This is a genomic window from Yersinia frederiksenii ATCC 33641, assembly GCF_000754805.1.
Taxonomy (GTDB): domain Bacteria; phylum Pseudomonadota; class Gammaproteobacteria; order Enterobacterales; family Enterobacteriaceae; genus Yersinia; species Yersinia frederiksenii.
On sequence record NZ_KN150731.1, the window covers coordinates 2,986,503 to 3,001,286 of the forward strand.

The following is a 14,784-nucleotide window of genomic DNA, read 5'->3' on the forward strand; positions in this document are numbered from 1 at the left end:
ATAGATAAGAACTCCCTGATTCGGCAGACAGAGCTAAATGCGTTATTTATTTATCTCGACTGATTGAACTGATAATTTTATAGGGAGAGGGATATGCAAGTCAGTAATAGCAATAGCAGCTTAAATTCAATCCTTGAAAGTGATGATAAACAGCCTTTATTAGACGAATTACCGGATAGATATTCTATACAGACGGAGTACAAAATAGTTGAGCCAGTTGGTATTTCATATGAATTATTAGGATCTGAATATTTGGGTAGTCTTGATAGCTATGAACCACCCGTAGAAAATGAAAAGAATCCTCTTGGTGTAAAGTTAAGCAACTACGTAAGTAATGTAAGTAAATACGTAGAGAGCAAGGAAATTAATATTAAAAATCAATATGTTGAGAGTTATTTGTTAGAAAATGTCAATCGCAATGGCACAGCCCCTTTATTATTGCGGCCTTTAGCTGCGTTACTTGCTTTATTTGGGATTCATGGTTTTGGTCAGCAAAATTGTGTATCTTGCGCCACCGCCGTTATTGATTCATTAGAAAACGACATGCCATTGATTGCAGTAGCTGATTTACCAGAAGCCACTATTGCTGCCAATATGGTCAAACGCCTCCACACAGGGATATCCACGGAGGAATTGATCAATCAATTAAGTCATTATGAAAAAAATGATGAACTCAATACTCTTCTCGCCATTCGCCGCCCAGTAATAATGCGTATGCTACCGGGTGCGACACAAGGGCATAGTTGTAATGTAATTAAGTTTAAAGACAGTAATGTTATTCATTTTCTTGATACTCAAAAGAGAACGCATTTTAGCTGTAACTTGGATCAGATGGCAGAAAAGAGCGCTGAGATAAATAAATTCATCGGTTCAGTGGGGGCTGGAGGGATTGATGTATGGAAAGGCAGGCCGAAAGACATATATATAAAGCCGAAGCAATAACCCCGGCTTTATAAGCCACTTAAAAGCAAAAATTAAGCTTTTTTAGCTTTTGCAGCAGCTTTCACGATAACAGCGAAGGCATCTGCTTTCAGAGATGCACCGCCAACCAGCGCGCCGTCGATATCCGGCTGGGTGAACAGTTCTGCTGCATTCTTATCGTTAACAGAACCGCCGTACTGAATGATAACTTGTGCAGCAACAGCAGCATCTTGCTTAGCGATATGGTCACGGATAAATTTGTGAACCGCTTGAGCTTGTGCTGGAGTGGCTGATTTACCGGTACCGATAGCCCAGATTGGCTCATAAGCGATAACTGCGCCTTCGAATGCTTTTACACCCAGAGTGTTCAGCACGGCATCCAGTTGTTTAGCGCAAACAGCTTCAGTTTGGCCCGCTTCGTTTTCTGCTTCAGATTCACCGATACACAATACTGGGATCAGACCCGCTTCTTTCAACACACCGAATTTCTTCGCGATGAATTCATCACTTTCTTTGTGATAAGTACGACGCTCAGAGTGGCCAATAATGATGTATTGCGCGCCAATATCTTTCAGCATTTCAGCAGAGGTTTCGCCGGTAAATGCGCCAGACAGATTCACATCAACATTCTGTGCGCCCAGAGCGATACGGCTGCCCGCTAACGCATGTTTAGCTTGGCTCAGGTAGATAGCAGGTGGGGCAATAGCAACGCCACAACCTTCAACCGTGCTCAGTTCTTTACGCAGGCCAGCGATAAGCTCATTAACCATGTGGGTGCTACCGTTCAGTTTCCAGTTACCCATAACTAATGGATGACGCATGTTTCTTCCTCCAACAAGGGGACGCGAGGGTCAATAATAATGACTGCCCGACAGGCAGTTTACCTGTCCAACAGTATAGAGATGATTAGCGGCAATGGCTTTGCTTTTCGTCATTAATTGCGGCGAGATTATGTATCAGATAGCGAAAGCTTAATCGGTTCAACAGCGAAAGTAAGCCCTTTTTCGCCGTTGTCTGCCACAACATAGCGAATTGCGCCGACAGGATGGACATAGAAAGATGAGCCTTTACCTTGCGCTAGCAGTTGTTGCACATTGTCGATACTTTGTTCGTCCGTCAATGTAGGTTCAAACTGGCGCATCAGCGCTGCCATGTAATTGATAGCGGCTCGTCGAGCGGCTTTCTCTTCATTTCCTTTAATCGGCAAGTAAGTAATCTGGATGGTCTTGATCTTACCGGTGCCCTTCTCCAATGCAGTTGAAGCATAAAGGTTTTCATTAATCTTACTGGCCGCACGAGTCAGTGGCGAGGCATCATCTTTTACGGTAATAGCGTGAAACTCACTGATGGAGAGTGTCGGGTTGGCATGATTATAACGCTCACGAAATTTCACCAGTGTTAAATCAAAAGTGGGTGCGCCGGAGAGCAAATAAGGGGCCGTCGGCTGCGTCTCTTCTGTTGGTTGAGCACTGCCGTCGGTGGGATCGGCATGAGCGCGGCTAACCGTTGCTATCAGCAGCAGTATTGTCAGCATTGCGGTTATTTCATTTCTCATGACTTACGCCGTGGTTCGAAGTGTATAGGGGGATTAAAGCGGTAATCGATGGTGATTGTCAAAATTCACTGCAAAGATTATAGGTTAGTTGGGGTGTTAGGTTACACTTTGGCAAAATTATATCAGGTAAATGGATTGAGTCATCGATGACAATACAGCAATGGTGTTTCTCGTTTAGAGGCCGTATCGGGCGACGAGATTTTTGGATCTGGATTGGCTTGTGGCTATTGGCGATGCTGGTTGTTTTTACTCTGGCAGGGAAGGATTGGATCCCCATTCAGACCGCTGCTTTTGCTCTCGTTTTTTTGCTGTGGCCTACGGCGGCAGTGGTGGTCAAACGACTTCATGATCGTAATAAAGCAGGTTGGTGGGCGCTATTGGTCGTACTGGCCTGGATGCTGATGGCCGGTAACTGGCAGATGTTAGCTCCTATCTGGCAATGGGGGGTTGGCCGATTTATTCCCACACTTATCATGGTCATGATGTTTATCGACTGTGGAGCATTTCTGGGTACTGATGGCGATAACCGTTTTGGCCCAGAAGCGGTGCCAGTGAAGTTTATTGCCAAGAAAACACAGTAAAAGACAGCCATATCGTAAAACAAAAGGGCGCCATTGCGCCCTTTAATATGGGCAACTGTGGGTTGCCCTTACGGTTTGTTACCAATACTGTTCGCTGGTCATATGCCCCGGTTTACGGCGTAAATGTTTACGCATCTCACGTTGTTCTTTCAGCAGTTGCTGGGTATCACGCACCATCTGCGGGTTACCGCACAGCATTACATGGCTATCTTGTGCATCAATTTTTAAGCCGACAGCCGCTTCGAGTGAGCCATTCTCAATCAGCGCAGGAACTCGACCAGTCAATGAGCCGGGGGATTCTTCACGACTGACAACCGTCTGGATACGCAGCTTGCCGTTATAACGTTGCTCAAGTTGTTGCATGAGTGGCAGATAACTAAGATCACGGGCAAAGCGAGCAGCATGAACCAACACGATATTTTGGAAACGCTCTAAATCGCGCCCTTCTTGCAAGATAGACAAATAAGGCCCAATTGCGGTGCCGGTTGCCAGCATCCATAACGTATCGCAATCTGGTATCTCTTCCAGCACAAAAAAGCCTGCAGCCTGTTTGGTGACCATCACTTCGCTGCCCACCGTTAGTTGGTCCAGCCGTGGGCTGAGCTTCCCCTCTGGGACCGTCACCAGATAAAACTCCAGATTATCGTCGCTCGGCGCATTAACGTAGGAGTAGGCCCGCTGCACTCGCTCACCATTAATGTCTAATGCCAACTTGGCAAATTGGCCAGCGGTAAAGGGATCGACGGGCGCATTGACCCGAATACTAAACAAAGCGTCGGTCCAGTGTTCGACGTGAGTAATCTTGCCACTAACCCATTCAGCCATAATGATGGTCCCTGTTATTCAGTAATGCCAAAAACGCAGACGGTATTTTAGGGGATCTGGTTGGAAAGTATTATCGATTAAATGTTATCCCCTGGCTCCTTGGTGCTATCTGTTAATCTGGACACTTTAGTTTACGTATTTGGTGTTTTTATCTGCCAGCTTGCTACTTGGCAATATGTCATGCTGGCTCGCTAAATAATCTGAATTTGTTAGCTTATGCGCCAATAGTGAGGTGTGTCCCAAAATACGGCTTTTTAGCGGTTAAGTGTGGCACGAAGTCCGGCTAACAATTAGTTAAGATAATGAGAAAAATAGAAAATTTCCACCTGCTGGTTATGTTGATCATGTTGGTTGCGGTTGGTCAAATGGCGCAAACCATTTATGTGCCGGTTATCGCGGATATCGCCCGTGATTTATCGGTTCGTACTGGTGTGGTACAGCGCGTGATGGCGGCATACTTGCTGACCTATGGCTTCTCGCAATTGATTTACGGCCCACTCTCAGACCGGATTGGGCGTCGCCCGGTTATTTTGGCGGGTATGATGATATTTATGCTGGGCGCATTAGGGGCCTGGTTATCGGGTAGTTTGACGATGCTGGTGGCGGCCAGTGCCTTGCAGGGAATGGGCACCGGCGTTGCGGGGGTGATGGCGCGAACCATGCCGCGGGATTTATATGCAGGTACGGCGCTGCGCTATGCCAATAGCATGTTAAATATGGGGATTTTGGTCAGTCCACTGATGGCTCCTGTGATTGGTGGCGTGTTGGCTAGTCTGTTTGGTTGGCGCGCATGCTATGCATTTCTGCTGTTTTTATGTGGTGGAGTCGCATTTTGTATGTTCCGCTGGTTGCCTGAAACCCGTCCACAACAAACTGAAAAACGGCGAATGTTAGCCAGCTTCCGCTTGTTGCTATCTGACCGCGCTTTTAGCTGTTATTTGGTGATGCTGATTGGGGCGCTGGCAGGGATTGCCGTATTTGAGGCCAGTGCAGGCGTGTTGATGGGCGGGGTTCTGGGGTTGAGTGGGGTCACGGTCAGTATTTTATTTATTCTGCCAATTCCTGCGGCATTCTTTGGTGCATGGTATGCCGGCCGTGATGGCAAAACCTTCCATAACCTGATGTGGCACTCAGTGATTAGCTGTTTGTTGGCTGGGTTAATGATGTGGATACCCGGTTGGTTTGGCATTATGAATATATGGACGTTGGTGATACCGGCAGCGCTGTTCTTCTTCGGCGCTGGGATGTTGTTCCCACTTGCTACCACTGGTGCTATGGAGCCTTTCCCTTATCTGGCCGGAGCCGCAGGGGCTTTGGTCGGCGGCTTGCAGAATGTCGGGTCAGGTTTAGCGACTTGGTTGTCAGCCATGTTGCCACAAACCGGGCAGTTCAGTTTGGGGCTGCTGATGTTTGCTATGGCAGTGCTGATTTTGTTGTGCTGGTGGCCATTATCTCATCGGATGCAACCGCAAGAACATCGCGTTTAATGGATAAAAATCCGCAGATAAAAACGGGCACTGCTTGAATGTGGTGCCCGTCTTTAATTAATGCCAACAATATTATTGAGCCGGATTACAGTAAGAATTCATGCAGTGCCGGGTCTTTGCGGTCAAGGAAATGGGTGGAGCGGATACGGCGGATGGTGCGGGATTTACCGCGGATCAGCAGTGTCTCGGTGGTCGCCATGTTCCCTTTGCGGTAGATACCTTCCAGCAAATCACCTTTGGTAATCCCGGTGGCAGAGAAAATTACATTGTCATTACGGGCCATATCACCCAGCAATAATACTTTGCCTGCCTCAATGCCCATGGATTTACAGCGCACTAATTCTTGCTCACCGATACGGCGGTTGTCTTCGTTATCGCCTTTTACTTGATGACGCGGCAATAAACGGCCTTGCATGTCGCCATCCAGTGCACGGATCACTGCCGCTGAAATCACCCCTTCAGGCGCACCACCGATGCAATACATCACATCCACTTCACTTTCTGGCATACAGGTTAAAATCGAGGCTGCGACATCACCGTCTGGAATAGCGAATACTTTTACCCCAAGTTGCTGCATTTCGGCGATGATACCGTCATGGCGCGGCTTCGCCAGTGTGATAACGGTTAAATCGGTCAAGGGTTTATTCAGCTTGATGGCGATATTGCGCAGATTGAGTTCCAGCGGCAAATTAAGATCAATGGCCCCTTTCGCACCGGGGCCAACCACCAGCTTTTCCATATACATATCCGGCGCATGTAAAAATGTGCCTTTGTCTCCCACGGCCAATACGGCCAGTGCATTGGCTTGGCCCATGGCGGTCATGCGGGTGCCTTCAATGGGGTCAACCGCGATATCAACAGCATCACCCTGACCGGTACCGACGTGTTCACCGATAAACAGCATCGGCGCTTCATCGATTTCACCTTCACCAATAACAATCTGCCCATCAATATTGACCTGATTAAGCATAATACGCATGGCTCGTACAGCCGCGCCGTCGGCAGCATTTTTATCGCCCCGACCCAGCCACTTATAACCGGCCAGTGCGGCAGCTTCAGTGACACGGGAAAACTCGATGGCTAATTCACGTTTCATGGTTAGACCTGTTGATTGCACAATGGAAGAACGGGATATGAGTGGGAATTCTAACACATTGAAGAATGAGCAGAGGGGGCACAAATAAAAAACGCGCCATCAGGGGAGTGATAGCGCGTTAGCGGTAAAAGAGACGTTCAGTATAAAACAGGCGAACCGTTACTCGTCGTGCTCTTCCCATGCTTGGGCGCGGGCCACTGCTTTCTTCCAGCCTTTGTAGCGGAAGTCACGTTCAGTGGTTTCGATCCCTGGACGGAATTCACGCTCAATAGTGGCCTTGCTCTGTACTTCGTCCAGATCATTCCAGAAACCTGTCGCCAGACCTGCAAGGAATGCAGCACCCAGAGCGGTACTTTCACGAACTGCTGGGCGCTCAACACGAGTTCCCAGAATATCGGCCTGGAACTGCATCAGGAAGTTGTTCGCTACTGCACCACCATCAACACGCAGTGCTTTCAGGCGTTCGCCTGAATCTGCTTGCATTGCATCCAATACATCACGAGTTTGATAAGCAATAGACTCAAGTGTCGCGCGGATAATATGGTTGCTGTTTACACCACGGGTCAGGCCAAAAATAGCGCCACGGGCATACGGGTCCCAATAGGGGGCACCCAGACCGGTGAAGGCTGGCACCACATATACGCCATTGCTGTCTTTAACTTTCGTGGCGAAATATTCAGAGTCGAATGAGTCGCTAATCAGTTTCAGCTCATCACGTAGCCATTGAATCGATGCCCCGCCAATAAACACAGCCCCTTCCAGCGCATAGTTCACTTCGCCACGCGGACCACAGGCAATGGTGGTTAACAGGCCATTTTTGGATTGAACCACTTCAGTCCCGGTGTTCATCAACAAGAAACAGCCAGTACCGTAAGTGTTTTTCGCCATCCCCGGTTGTACACACAACTGACCAAACAGCGCCGCTTGTTGGTCACCGGCGATACCGGCGATTGGAATACGAGTGCCGCCTTTACCGCCAATGTTGGTTTGGCCGTAAATCTCAGACGATGGGCGAACTTCAGGCAGCATAGCGCGCGGAATATTCAGCGCCTTCAACATGCGCTCATCCCACTCTTTGGTGCGGATGTTAAACATCATGGTGCGTGATGCGTTGGTGTAATCCGTAACGTGTACGCGGCCCTGTGTCATGTTCCACACCAGCCAGGTGTCTACGGTACCAAACAGCAACTCACCGCGCTCAGCACGATCACGCGCGCCCTCTACGTTATCGAGGATCCATTTAACTTTGGTGCCAGAGAAGTAAGGGTCAACTACCAGACCGGTGTTATGGCGGATATACTCTTCCAGCCCTTCTTTTTTCAGTTTTTCGCAGATTTCAGCGGTACGACGACATTGCCAGACAATGGCGTTATACACGGGCTTGCCGGTCGCTTTATCCCAAACAATGGTCGTTTCACGTTGGTTGGTAATACCGATACCGGCGATTTCATCAGAACTGATACCCGCTTTGGCCAGCACTTCGACCAGTGTTGAGCTTTGAGTTGCCCAGATTTCCATTGGGTCATGCTCAACCCAACCTGCTTTCGGGTAAATTTGGGTGAACTCGCGCTGTGAAACACTCACGATATTGGCATCATGGTCCAGCACTACTGCTCTGGAACTGGTGGTTCCTTGGTCAAGCGCGACAATATATTTCTTTTGAGTAGTATTTTCAGTTGTCATAATTAGCCTACTTTTAAGTTGCCGTTTTTAAGTATCTATTATTTACGCTTTGCGTTCTGTGGTCGTCACCGTGGTTTCATCATCATCGACAACACACACATCACATGGCAAGTGGCGACCAATCAAAGCACGATAGCCGAATGCACCGACCAGTGCGCCGACGATAGGCCCAAAGATTGGTACCAAGAAGTAAGGAATATCCCGCCCACCAGTGAAGGCGATTTCGCCCCATCCTGCAAAGTAAGCAAAGAGTTTTGGACCAAAGTCACGAGCCGGGTTTAGTGCAAACCCTGTGAGTGGCCCCATTGAACCACCGATAACAGCGATCAAAATACCAATAAGTAGCGGTGCCAGTGGGCCGCGTGGAATGCCGTTACCATCGTCAGTCAGCGCCAGAATCAGGCACATCAAAATAGCGGTAATAACGGTTTCAACCAGGAAAGCCTGGAAAACAGAAATATGTGGATTTGGATAAGTAGAGAAGATACCGGCCAGATTCAGACTCTCGACGCTGCCGCGAGCTATCTGATGAGTTTGTTCAAAATCGACGAACAGATTGTAGTAGAGGCCGTACACTAATGCCGCTGCACAAAATGCACCTGCAATTTGCGCCACGATGTAGGGGATAACTTTCCGGCGATCGAAGCAGGCAAATAACCACAATGCAATGGTCACTGCCGGATTAAGATGAGCACCTGAAATTGCTGCTGTTAGATAGATGGCCATGGCAACACCCAGGCCCCAAATGATACTAATTTCCCACTGCCCAAAACTGGCGCCTGCCAACTTCAACGCAGCAACACAGCCCACACCAAAAAAGATGAGTAGAGCAGTACCGAGAAATTCCGCGATACATTGGCCCTTCAAGGTCGAACTAGCGGTTTGGCTCATAGTAGATGTCCTAGAGACAGAGATTTATAGGGTATTTCTTATTTTTGCCCTTCGAACTGCGAAGGGAGTGATGTAAATTTATCGTTAACGAGCAAAAACGAGAAATAGCGAAATCAAAATGTGTGTGGTGCGTCATAAAAATGAGCGATTTCGCGTTATTCACGGCTGTTAAGGTACTTTGAAAGTGTGATCAGACCAGTACTTTCATTCCCACTTGTTAAGAGCATGTATAACTTTACAGGATTGGTCATTAGAGTTTTTCAGTTTTTACTGATAGTTCCAGACAAGAAATTGCTACAGAGTGTGGTTTGGGCCGGTATGGCGCTAGACAGGGGGGGGCTGGCTACATACAATCGCTTTACAAGGTCATCGTTTTTATTAAGCGGCGTCGCCTTAATTGAGGGACGCGCTAAAACCTGCGCTTGTTACATTAGTCCGATAGGCCAATAGTTCGACAAATAAAGCGCGATAAGTATTCACAGCAGTTTCATCTGCTCGTTGCTGTTTTGATTAATGCAGTAGCTGAAGCTAAGAATGATGACTGCGATCAAGAGATGTACGCCTTGCTACTATAAGGGGACCGAAGAATGTCATTTGAAGTATTTGAGAAATTGGAAGTTAAAGTTCAGCAGGCGATTGATACCATCACTCTGTTACAGATGGAAATTGAAGAGCTGAAAGAGAAAAATCACACTCTGTCCCAAGAAGTTCAGGAGGCAGCTGGTGGCCGTGAAGCGCTAGTGCGCGAAAATGAGCAACTGAAACAAGAACAGCATGTTTGGCAGGATCGTCTGCGGGCCTTGTTGGGAAAGATGGAAGAAGTCTGATTTCTTACACCCTTGATACTTGAAGCCACAGGGTTGTTAGCTGCGCGTACTCATCCGAATCACTTACTTGAGTATGTTGGCTGCCTACCTGCAACTCCAATTATTTTGGCTGTATAATATCGTTATGTTATTTAAAGAAATTTGCAACGTAGTGACTTCAAGTACCCTTACTTAGGGTAAAAAGCAAAAGGGCGATCAATGTCGCCCTTTCTTATTCGTCAGTGAGTCAGATAGATATTATTCAATATCCAAAGGTTCTTCAGACAGGATAATCCCGGTGTTATCTGCGTACAAATGGTCACCAGAGAAGAAAGTCACACCGCCAAAGTTGACGCGGATATCACTCTCACCAATGCCTTCATCTGCAGCACCCACTGGAATTGCGGCCATCGCCTGAATACCGATATCCAACTCGGCCAGTTCATCAACCTGGCGGACAGCACCGTAAACCACAATGCCTTCCCACTCGTGTTCCAATGCATGACGAGCTAATTCAGCATTAATTAATGCACGGCGCACTGAGCCACCGCCATCGACAACCAGAACACGACCTAGACCATTCTCTTCGAGCAGATCAAACAATAAGCCATTATCTTCGAAACATTTTACAGTGGTTATCTCGCCACCAAATGAAGTACGTCCGCCAAAATTAGAGAACAGTGGTTCTACCACATTTACCTCTTCATGATAGATATCACAGAGATCGGAAGTATCATATTTCATAGGATTAACGTCTGGTTGCGGCTGGGATGTTAAGTATATCCCTTTCTGGCTACTGTTGGCAAAATCATCAATTGTTAAATTTCTCCGAGCGGGTTTTATTACCAACCGCCCGGAGAACAAGAGTGGCGGGATTAACTGAATACCAGGCCGACAGCAAATAGGATATTGGTCAATAGTGCGGCTTTAACCATATGCTCAAGCATTGGGCGCATACCTGCAGCTGTCGGCTCACGCAGGACAAATAAGGCATGTTTAACCAGCAATGGAACGGCCAGAATAAAAATCCACCCCTGCCAAGTATGCAGATTCAGCATGCTGAATAATGCCAAACAGAAGATAGCTGCGGCGATTAACAGGGCATGGTAATAACGGGCAACGACCGGACCTAAACGCACGGCCAGTGTATTTTTACCATTGGCTTCGTCGTTTTCGATATCGCGCAAATTATTAATATTTAAAACGGCAGTAGCCAGTAAACCACAGGCGGTGGCAGGGAGCATAACGATGCTGTCAAAGTGCCCGGCCTGAAGATAGTAAGTCCCGGCAACACTTAACCAGCCAAAGAATACCAATACGGAAATATCACCCAACCCCATGTAACCATAGGGTTTACTGCCCACGGTATAGGTAATTGCTGCCACAATAGCCATCAGCCCTAACAGTAAAAATCCTAAAACATCGCTGGGTTTTTCACAGGCCACGGCGATCAGCGCAATGCCAGAAATGATAGTTAGGCTAACAGTGATGATCAGCGCGACTTTCATCTGGTGGCGAGTAATCATCCCTTTTTGCATACCGCGCAGTGGCCCGATACGCTCTTCGGTATCACTGCCCTTAATGGCATCACCATAATCATTGGCAAGGTTTGACAGAATTTGCAGCAGGCCAGCAGTTAATAGGGCGAGCAATGCGACGGCGGGCTTAAAACTATCGAGCCAGACAGCCAGAGCTGAACCGGTAACGATAGAGGCAAAAGCCAGTGGCAGGGTTCGTGGCCGCAGGCTTTCCAGCCAAGCCTGGGTCTGGCTGGTATTGGTTGATTGGCTCATTTTCCGCTTCATTTTATTATAAACCCTTAGTTCTTGACGCTGCAGGGAGTTAGCTCATCGGTGGTAGCCTACCTGCAACTCCAATGACTTTGGGTCTTAGGAGTCTCTGGTTCGCCTATTATCGGCGAGTTACAAAAATCATACGATAAAAATAACAGTGGGAGGCGATGCCTCCCACTCAATATTATTTTGGCGAACCATTTTATCCAGCATAGGCTTATAAAGCGAATTATAGGATAAAACGACTCAGATCTTCATCTGCTACCAACTCGTCCAGATGCTTACCAACATACTCAGCATCAATAGTAATGGATTGACCATTACTTTCGCTGGCGTCATAAGAGATATCTTCCATCAGACGTTCCAGTACGGTGTGCAAGCGGCGAGCACCAATATTCTCGGTACGTTCGTTAACCTGCCATGCCGCTTCCGCGATTTTACGGATACCTTCGCGGGAGAACTCAACGGTCACCCCTTCGGTCGCCATCAATGCTTTGTACTGCTCGGTCAGTGAGGCACTCGGCTCAGTCAGAATGCGCTCGAAATCATCTGTCGTCAGCGCCTGTAATTCGACACGGATTGGCAAACGGCCTTGCAGTTCCGGGATAAGGTCTGACGGGCTAGAGACCTGGAATGCACCGGAGGCAATAAACAGGATATGGTCAGTTTTTACCATGCCATGTTTGGTTGATACGGTGCAACCTTCTACCAATGGCAGCAAGTCGCGCTGTACCCCTTCGCGGGACACATCCGGGCCTGAAGTCTGGCCACGTTTACAGATTTTATCAATTTCATCGATGAACACGATCCCGTGCTGCTCAACTGCATCAATTGCCTGTTGTTTCAGCTCTTCAGGATTAACCAGCTTCGCGCCTTCTTCCTCAATCAGCAGTTTGAATGCATCTTTGATTTTGATTTTACGCGGTTTTTGCTTCTGACCAGCAATATTCTGGAACATGGATTGCAACTGGTTAGTCATCTCTTCCATGCCCGGAGGTGCCATAATTTCAACACCAACCGGTGCAGCAGCCAGATCGATTTCAATCTCTTTGTCATCCAGTTGACCTTCGCGCAGTTTCTTGCGGAAAGCCTGACGGGTAGCGGATGGCTCTTGAGTTTCATCTGGCTGGCCCCAGTTATTTTTTGCCGGTGGGATCAGTACATCCAGAATGCGCTCTTCGGCTAATTCTTCAGCCCGATAACGCATTTTTTCAATTGACTGATGGCGGACCATTTTCACCGCTGCATCGGTCAGATCGCGGATAATAGAATCCACTTCTTTACCAACATAACCCACTTCGGTGAACTTGGTGGCTTCAACTTTGATGAACGGCGCATTAGCCAGTTTGGCCAGACGGCGGGCAATTTCAGTTTTACCGACACCGGTTGGGCCGATCATCAGAATGTTTTTCGGGGTAACTTCATGACGCAGCTCTTCGTTAAGCTGCATCCGACGCCAGCGGTTACGCAGGGCAATTGCCACTGCACGTTTAGCTTTATCCTGACCGATGATGTAGCTATCAAGTTCGCTGACGATTTCGCGTGGGGTCATTTCAGACATGTCACTCTATCCTTACGCTTTGTATGTTAATAACGTTTAGTACGTTAATTCTTCAATGGTTTGGAAGCGGTTGGTATAGATACAAATATCCCCCGCAATGCTCAGAGACTTCTCAACGATATCCCGGGCATCCAATTCGGTATTTTCCAGTAGCGCACGAGCCGCAGACTGGGCGTAAGGCCCGCCAGAACCGATAGCAATCAAATCATCTTCAGGCTGTACCACATCACCATTACCAGTGATGATTAGAGAGGCAGTTTCATCAGCCACAGCTAACAGTGCCTCAAGCTTGCGTAGCATGCGGTCAGTTCGCCAATCTTTGGCTAACTCGACGGCCGCTTTAGTCAGATGGCCTTGGTGCATCTCCAGCTTGCGCTCAAATAGTTCAAATAGCGTAAAGGCATCAGCCGTACCGCCAGCAAAGCCAGCAATGACTTTATTGTTATAAAGGCGACGTACCTTTTTGGCATTGCCTTTCATTACGGTATTACCCAGAGTGACCTGGCCATCACCACCGATAACGACATGACCATTACGGCGTACACTTACAATTGTTGTCACGAGCGGACCCTCGTTGCAGACTGAATGAGTCTCCATACTGTCTTTCAGAAAAACAGTATGGAGTATATTGAGATTATAGATGGGGGAGGATTACTACTTTTCAACCCCCCACAGCGAGGGGAATGCATCCTGATTGACCAGCGCCTTTCAAACGCTGTAAGGCAGTATCAGCGGCGGCCTTGGTACTGTAAGGGCCGAGTACCACGCGATTCCAACCACCACCGGCAGTTACGCGGCTTTCAATACCTTCAAATGCTAATTGAGCGCGAATAGATTCGGCTTGGTCAACAGCTTTGAATGAACCACATTGCACCATCCATCGTTGCGCTTTTTCTTTCTCTTTTTCCGGTTTAGGCGGTGTCGCGGCCTGTGTTACCGGAGCTGTAGATTGCTGCGTACGTGGTGGTGTCGGTGCCTGCTGCTGTACTTGTGTCTGTGGTGCCTGTTGTACCGGTATGGCCGTTTGACGCGGCGGCGTTAGTGGTTGCTGCTGCATATCAGTGACCGGCGGTTTGATGGTCACAGCAGAGCGCGGCACTTGCATCCCTTGGTTATACGGCACTTCTGATAATTGCGTCGGCTGTTGGCGCATATCTGCCTGCATCTGCTCAAGCAATTGGCGCTGCTCGTTGGTCAGTTGCGTCTTAGAATTCACTTCACCACCTGCAGATGGCTCTGTCGGTGTAGGCACGCCAATTTGACGATTTTCCAACTCTTTAATATAACGCCAGCGCTCTTCCGGTTTAGGTGGTAACCCGTTACCGGCGCGTGGGTCATGGTTAGGGAGTAGCGGAAGCTCACCCGGCTTATTGTGGGTGATGAAATAAAGGCCACCAACAAATACCACTAATAGCGCGACGGCCAGTGCCATCACGGTTTTGGATACTGCTGGAGCACTGCGTTTTTTCCGGCTGGTGCTTTTGCGCCGCGCTCCTGAGCGCCCTCGGCTTACATAATCTCTTTGTGCCACTATCGTTTCGCTGCGTCGTGATGATGGAATAAGTCCGTCATGTTACTGAACCCC

15 protein-coding genes are annotated in these 14,784 nt (G+C 48.2%); 4 read left to right on the plus strand and 11 right to left on the minus strand.

From position 1 onward, the window contains the following. The first annotated feature begins 93 nt into the window (after window positions 1-93). Window positions 94-942 (plus strand): hypothetical protein, encoded by an 849-nt coding sequence (locus DJ58_RS08535; protein WP_004710518.1) that lies wholly within the window; start codon window positions 94-96, stop codon window positions 940-942. 32 nt (window positions 943-974) lie between these two features. On the opposite strand, the gene tpiA is transcribed toward DJ58_RS08535, so the two are convergent. Continuing rightward, window positions 975-1,742 carry a triose-phosphate isomerase gene (gene tpiA, locus DJ58_RS08530; RefSeq protein ID WP_004710520.1) on the minus strand — a complete coding sequence of 256 codons (768 nt, stop codon included), beginning with the start codon at window positions 1,740-1,742 and terminating at the stop codon, window positions 975-977. Between the two features lie 128 nt (window positions 1,743-1,870). Beyond that, window positions 1,871-2,476, minus strand: a complete 606-nt coding sequence (locus DJ58_RS08525) for a DUF1454 family protein (RefSeq protein ID WP_004710521.1) — start codon at window positions 2,474-2,476, stop codon at window positions 1,871-1,873. A gap of 146 nt (window positions 2,477-2,622) precedes the next feature. Here DJ58_RS08525 and DJ58_RS08520 point away from each other — a divergent pair, with 146 nt between their 5' ends. Next, the gene (locus tag DJ58_RS08520; RefSeq protein ID WP_004710522.1) at window positions 2,623-3,057 is read left to right on the plus strand and encodes a DUF805 domain-containing protein; all 435 of its coding nucleotides are present in this window, start codon (window positions 2,623-2,625) and stop codon (window positions 3,055-3,057) included. A gap of 78 nt (window positions 3,058-3,135) precedes the next feature. On the opposite strand, the gene fpr is transcribed toward DJ58_RS08520, so the two are convergent. Then, entirely contained in the window at window positions 3,136-3,882 is a 747-nt protein-coding gene (gene fpr / locus DJ58_RS08515; protein ID WP_004710524.1) for a ferredoxin--NADP(+) reductase, read from the minus strand. Between the two features lie 302 nt (window positions 3,883-4,184). Here fpr and emrD point away from each other — a divergent pair, with 302 nt between their 5' ends. Beyond that, the gene (gene emrD, locus DJ58_RS08510) at window positions 4,185-5,369 is read left to right on the plus strand and encodes a multidrug efflux MFS transporter EmrD (RefSeq protein WP_004710528.1); all 1,185 of its coding nucleotides are present in this window, start codon (window positions 4,185-4,187) and stop codon (window positions 5,367-5,369) included. An 85-nt stretch (window positions 5,370-5,454) separates the two neighbouring features. Here the strand turns inward: emrD and glpX are convergent, their stop codons facing one another. The 3 genes from glpX to DJ58_RS08495 all read right to left on the minus strand — a co-directional run bounded on the left by glpX (window position 5,455) and on the right by DJ58_RS08495 (window position 9,039). Next, on the minus strand, window positions 5,455-6,465 hold the full coding sequence (gene glpX / locus DJ58_RS08505) for a class II fructose-bisphosphatase (RefSeq protein WP_004710530.1): 1,011 nt from the start codon (window positions 6,463-6,465) through the stop codon (window positions 5,455-5,457). A gap of 159 nt (window positions 6,466-6,624) precedes the next feature. Further along, window positions 6,625-8,148 carry a glycerol kinase GlpK gene (glpK, locus tag DJ58_RS08500; protein ID WP_004710532.1) on the minus strand — a complete coding sequence of 508 codons (1,524 nt, stop codon included), beginning with the start codon at window positions 8,146-8,148 and terminating at the stop codon, window positions 6,625-6,627. Window positions 8,149-8,190: 42 nt separating this feature from the next. Next, window positions 8,191-9,039, minus strand: a complete 849-nt coding sequence (locus DJ58_RS08495) for an MIP/aquaporin family protein (RefSeq protein WP_004710534.1) — start codon at window positions 9,037-9,039, stop codon at window positions 8,191-8,193. Between the two features lie 587 nt (window positions 9,040-9,626). Between DJ58_RS08495 and zapB the strand changes: the two genes are divergently transcribed. Further along, window positions 9,627-9,866, plus strand: coding sequence for a cell division protein ZapB (gene zapB / locus DJ58_RS08490; RefSeq protein ID WP_004710536.1), 240 nt, complete (start codon window positions 9,627-9,629; stop codon window positions 9,864-9,866). A gap of 237 nt (window positions 9,867-10,103) precedes the next feature. Here zapB and rraA read toward each other — a convergent pair whose 3' ends face one another. The 5 genes from rraA to ftsN all read right to left on the minus strand — a co-directional run bounded on the left by rraA (window position 10,104) and on the right by ftsN (window position 14,730). Continuing rightward, the gene (gene rraA, locus DJ58_RS08485) at window positions 10,104-10,589 is read right to left on the minus strand and encodes a ribonuclease E activity regulator RraA (protein WP_004710537.1); all 486 of its coding nucleotides are present in this window, start codon (window positions 10,587-10,589) and stop codon (window positions 10,104-10,106) included. 131 nt (window positions 10,590-10,720) lie between these two features. Continuing rightward, window positions 10,721-11,638, minus strand: a complete 918-nt coding sequence (locus tag DJ58_RS08480; RefSeq protein ID WP_032911476.1) for a 1,4-dihydroxy-2-naphthoate polyprenyltransferase — start codon at window positions 11,636-11,638, stop codon at window positions 10,721-10,723. 229 nt (window positions 11,639-11,867) lie between these two features. Continuing rightward, complete coding sequence (gene hslU / locus DJ58_RS08475; protein ID WP_004710539.1) at window positions 11,868-13,199, minus strand: ATP-dependent protease ATPase subunit HslU; 1,332 nt, start codon at window positions 13,197-13,199, stop codon at window positions 11,868-11,870. Window positions 13,200-13,235: 36 nt separating this feature from the next. Then, window positions 13,236-13,760: an ATP-dependent protease subunit HslV gene (gene hslV, locus DJ58_RS08470; RefSeq protein ID WP_004710541.1), complete on the minus strand. Its 525-nt coding sequence runs from the start codon at window positions 13,758-13,760 to the stop codon at window positions 13,236-13,238. Window positions 13,761-13,860: 100 nt separating this feature from the next. After that, window positions 13,861-14,730: a cell division protein FtsN gene (gene ftsN / locus DJ58_RS08465; RefSeq protein WP_004710543.1), complete on the minus strand. Its 870-nt coding sequence runs from the start codon at window positions 14,728-14,730 to the stop codon at window positions 13,861-13,863. Between the last annotated feature and the right edge of the window lie 54 nt (window positions 14,731-14,784).

Coding starts and splice junctions, on each gene's coding strand:
- DJ58_RS08535 (WP_004710518.1), top strand. CDS start 94: ATGCAAGTCAGTAATAGCAATAGCAGCTTAAATTCAATCCTTGAAAGT.
- tpiA (WP_004710520.1), bottom strand. CDS start 1,742: ATGCGTCATCCATTAGTTATGGGTAACTGGAAACTGAACGGTAGCACC.
- DJ58_RS08525 (WP_004710521.1), bottom strand. CDS start 2,476: ATGAGAAATGAAATAACCGCAATGCTGACAATACTGCTGCTGATAGCA.
- DJ58_RS08520 (WP_004710522.1), top strand. CDS start 2,623: ATGACAATACAGCAATGGTGTTTCTCGTTTAGAGGCCGTATCGGGCGA.
- fpr (WP_004710524.1), bottom strand. CDS start 3,882: ATGGCTGAATGGGTTAGTGGCAAGATTACTCACGTCGAACACTGGACC.
- emrD (WP_004710528.1), top strand. CDS start 4,185: ATGAGAAAAATAGAAAATTTCCACCTGCTGGTTATGTTGATCATGTTG.
- glpX (WP_004710530.1), bottom strand. CDS start 6,465: ATGAAACGTGAATTAGCCATCGAGTTTTCCCGTGTCACTGAAGCTGCC.
- glpK (WP_004710532.1), bottom strand. CDS start 8,148: ATGACAACTGAAAATACTACTCAAAAGAAATATATTGTCGCGCTTGAC.
- DJ58_RS08495 (WP_004710534.1), bottom strand. CDS start 9,039: ATGAGCCAAACCGCTAGTTCGACCTTGAAGGGCCAATGTATCGCGGAA.
- zapB (WP_004710536.1), top strand. CDS start 9,627: ATGTCATTTGAAGTATTTGAGAAATTGGAAGTTAAAGTTCAGCAGGCG.
- rraA (WP_004710537.1), bottom strand. CDS start 10,589: ATGAAATATGATACTTCCGATCTCTGTGATATCTATCATGAAGAGGTA.
- DJ58_RS08480 (WP_032911476.1), bottom strand. CDS start 11,638: ATGAGCCAATCAACCAATACCAGCCAGACCCAGGCTTGGCTGGAAAGC.
- hslU (WP_004710539.1), bottom strand. CDS start 13,199: ATGTCTGAAATGACCCCACGCGAAATCGTCAGCGAACTTGATAGCTAC.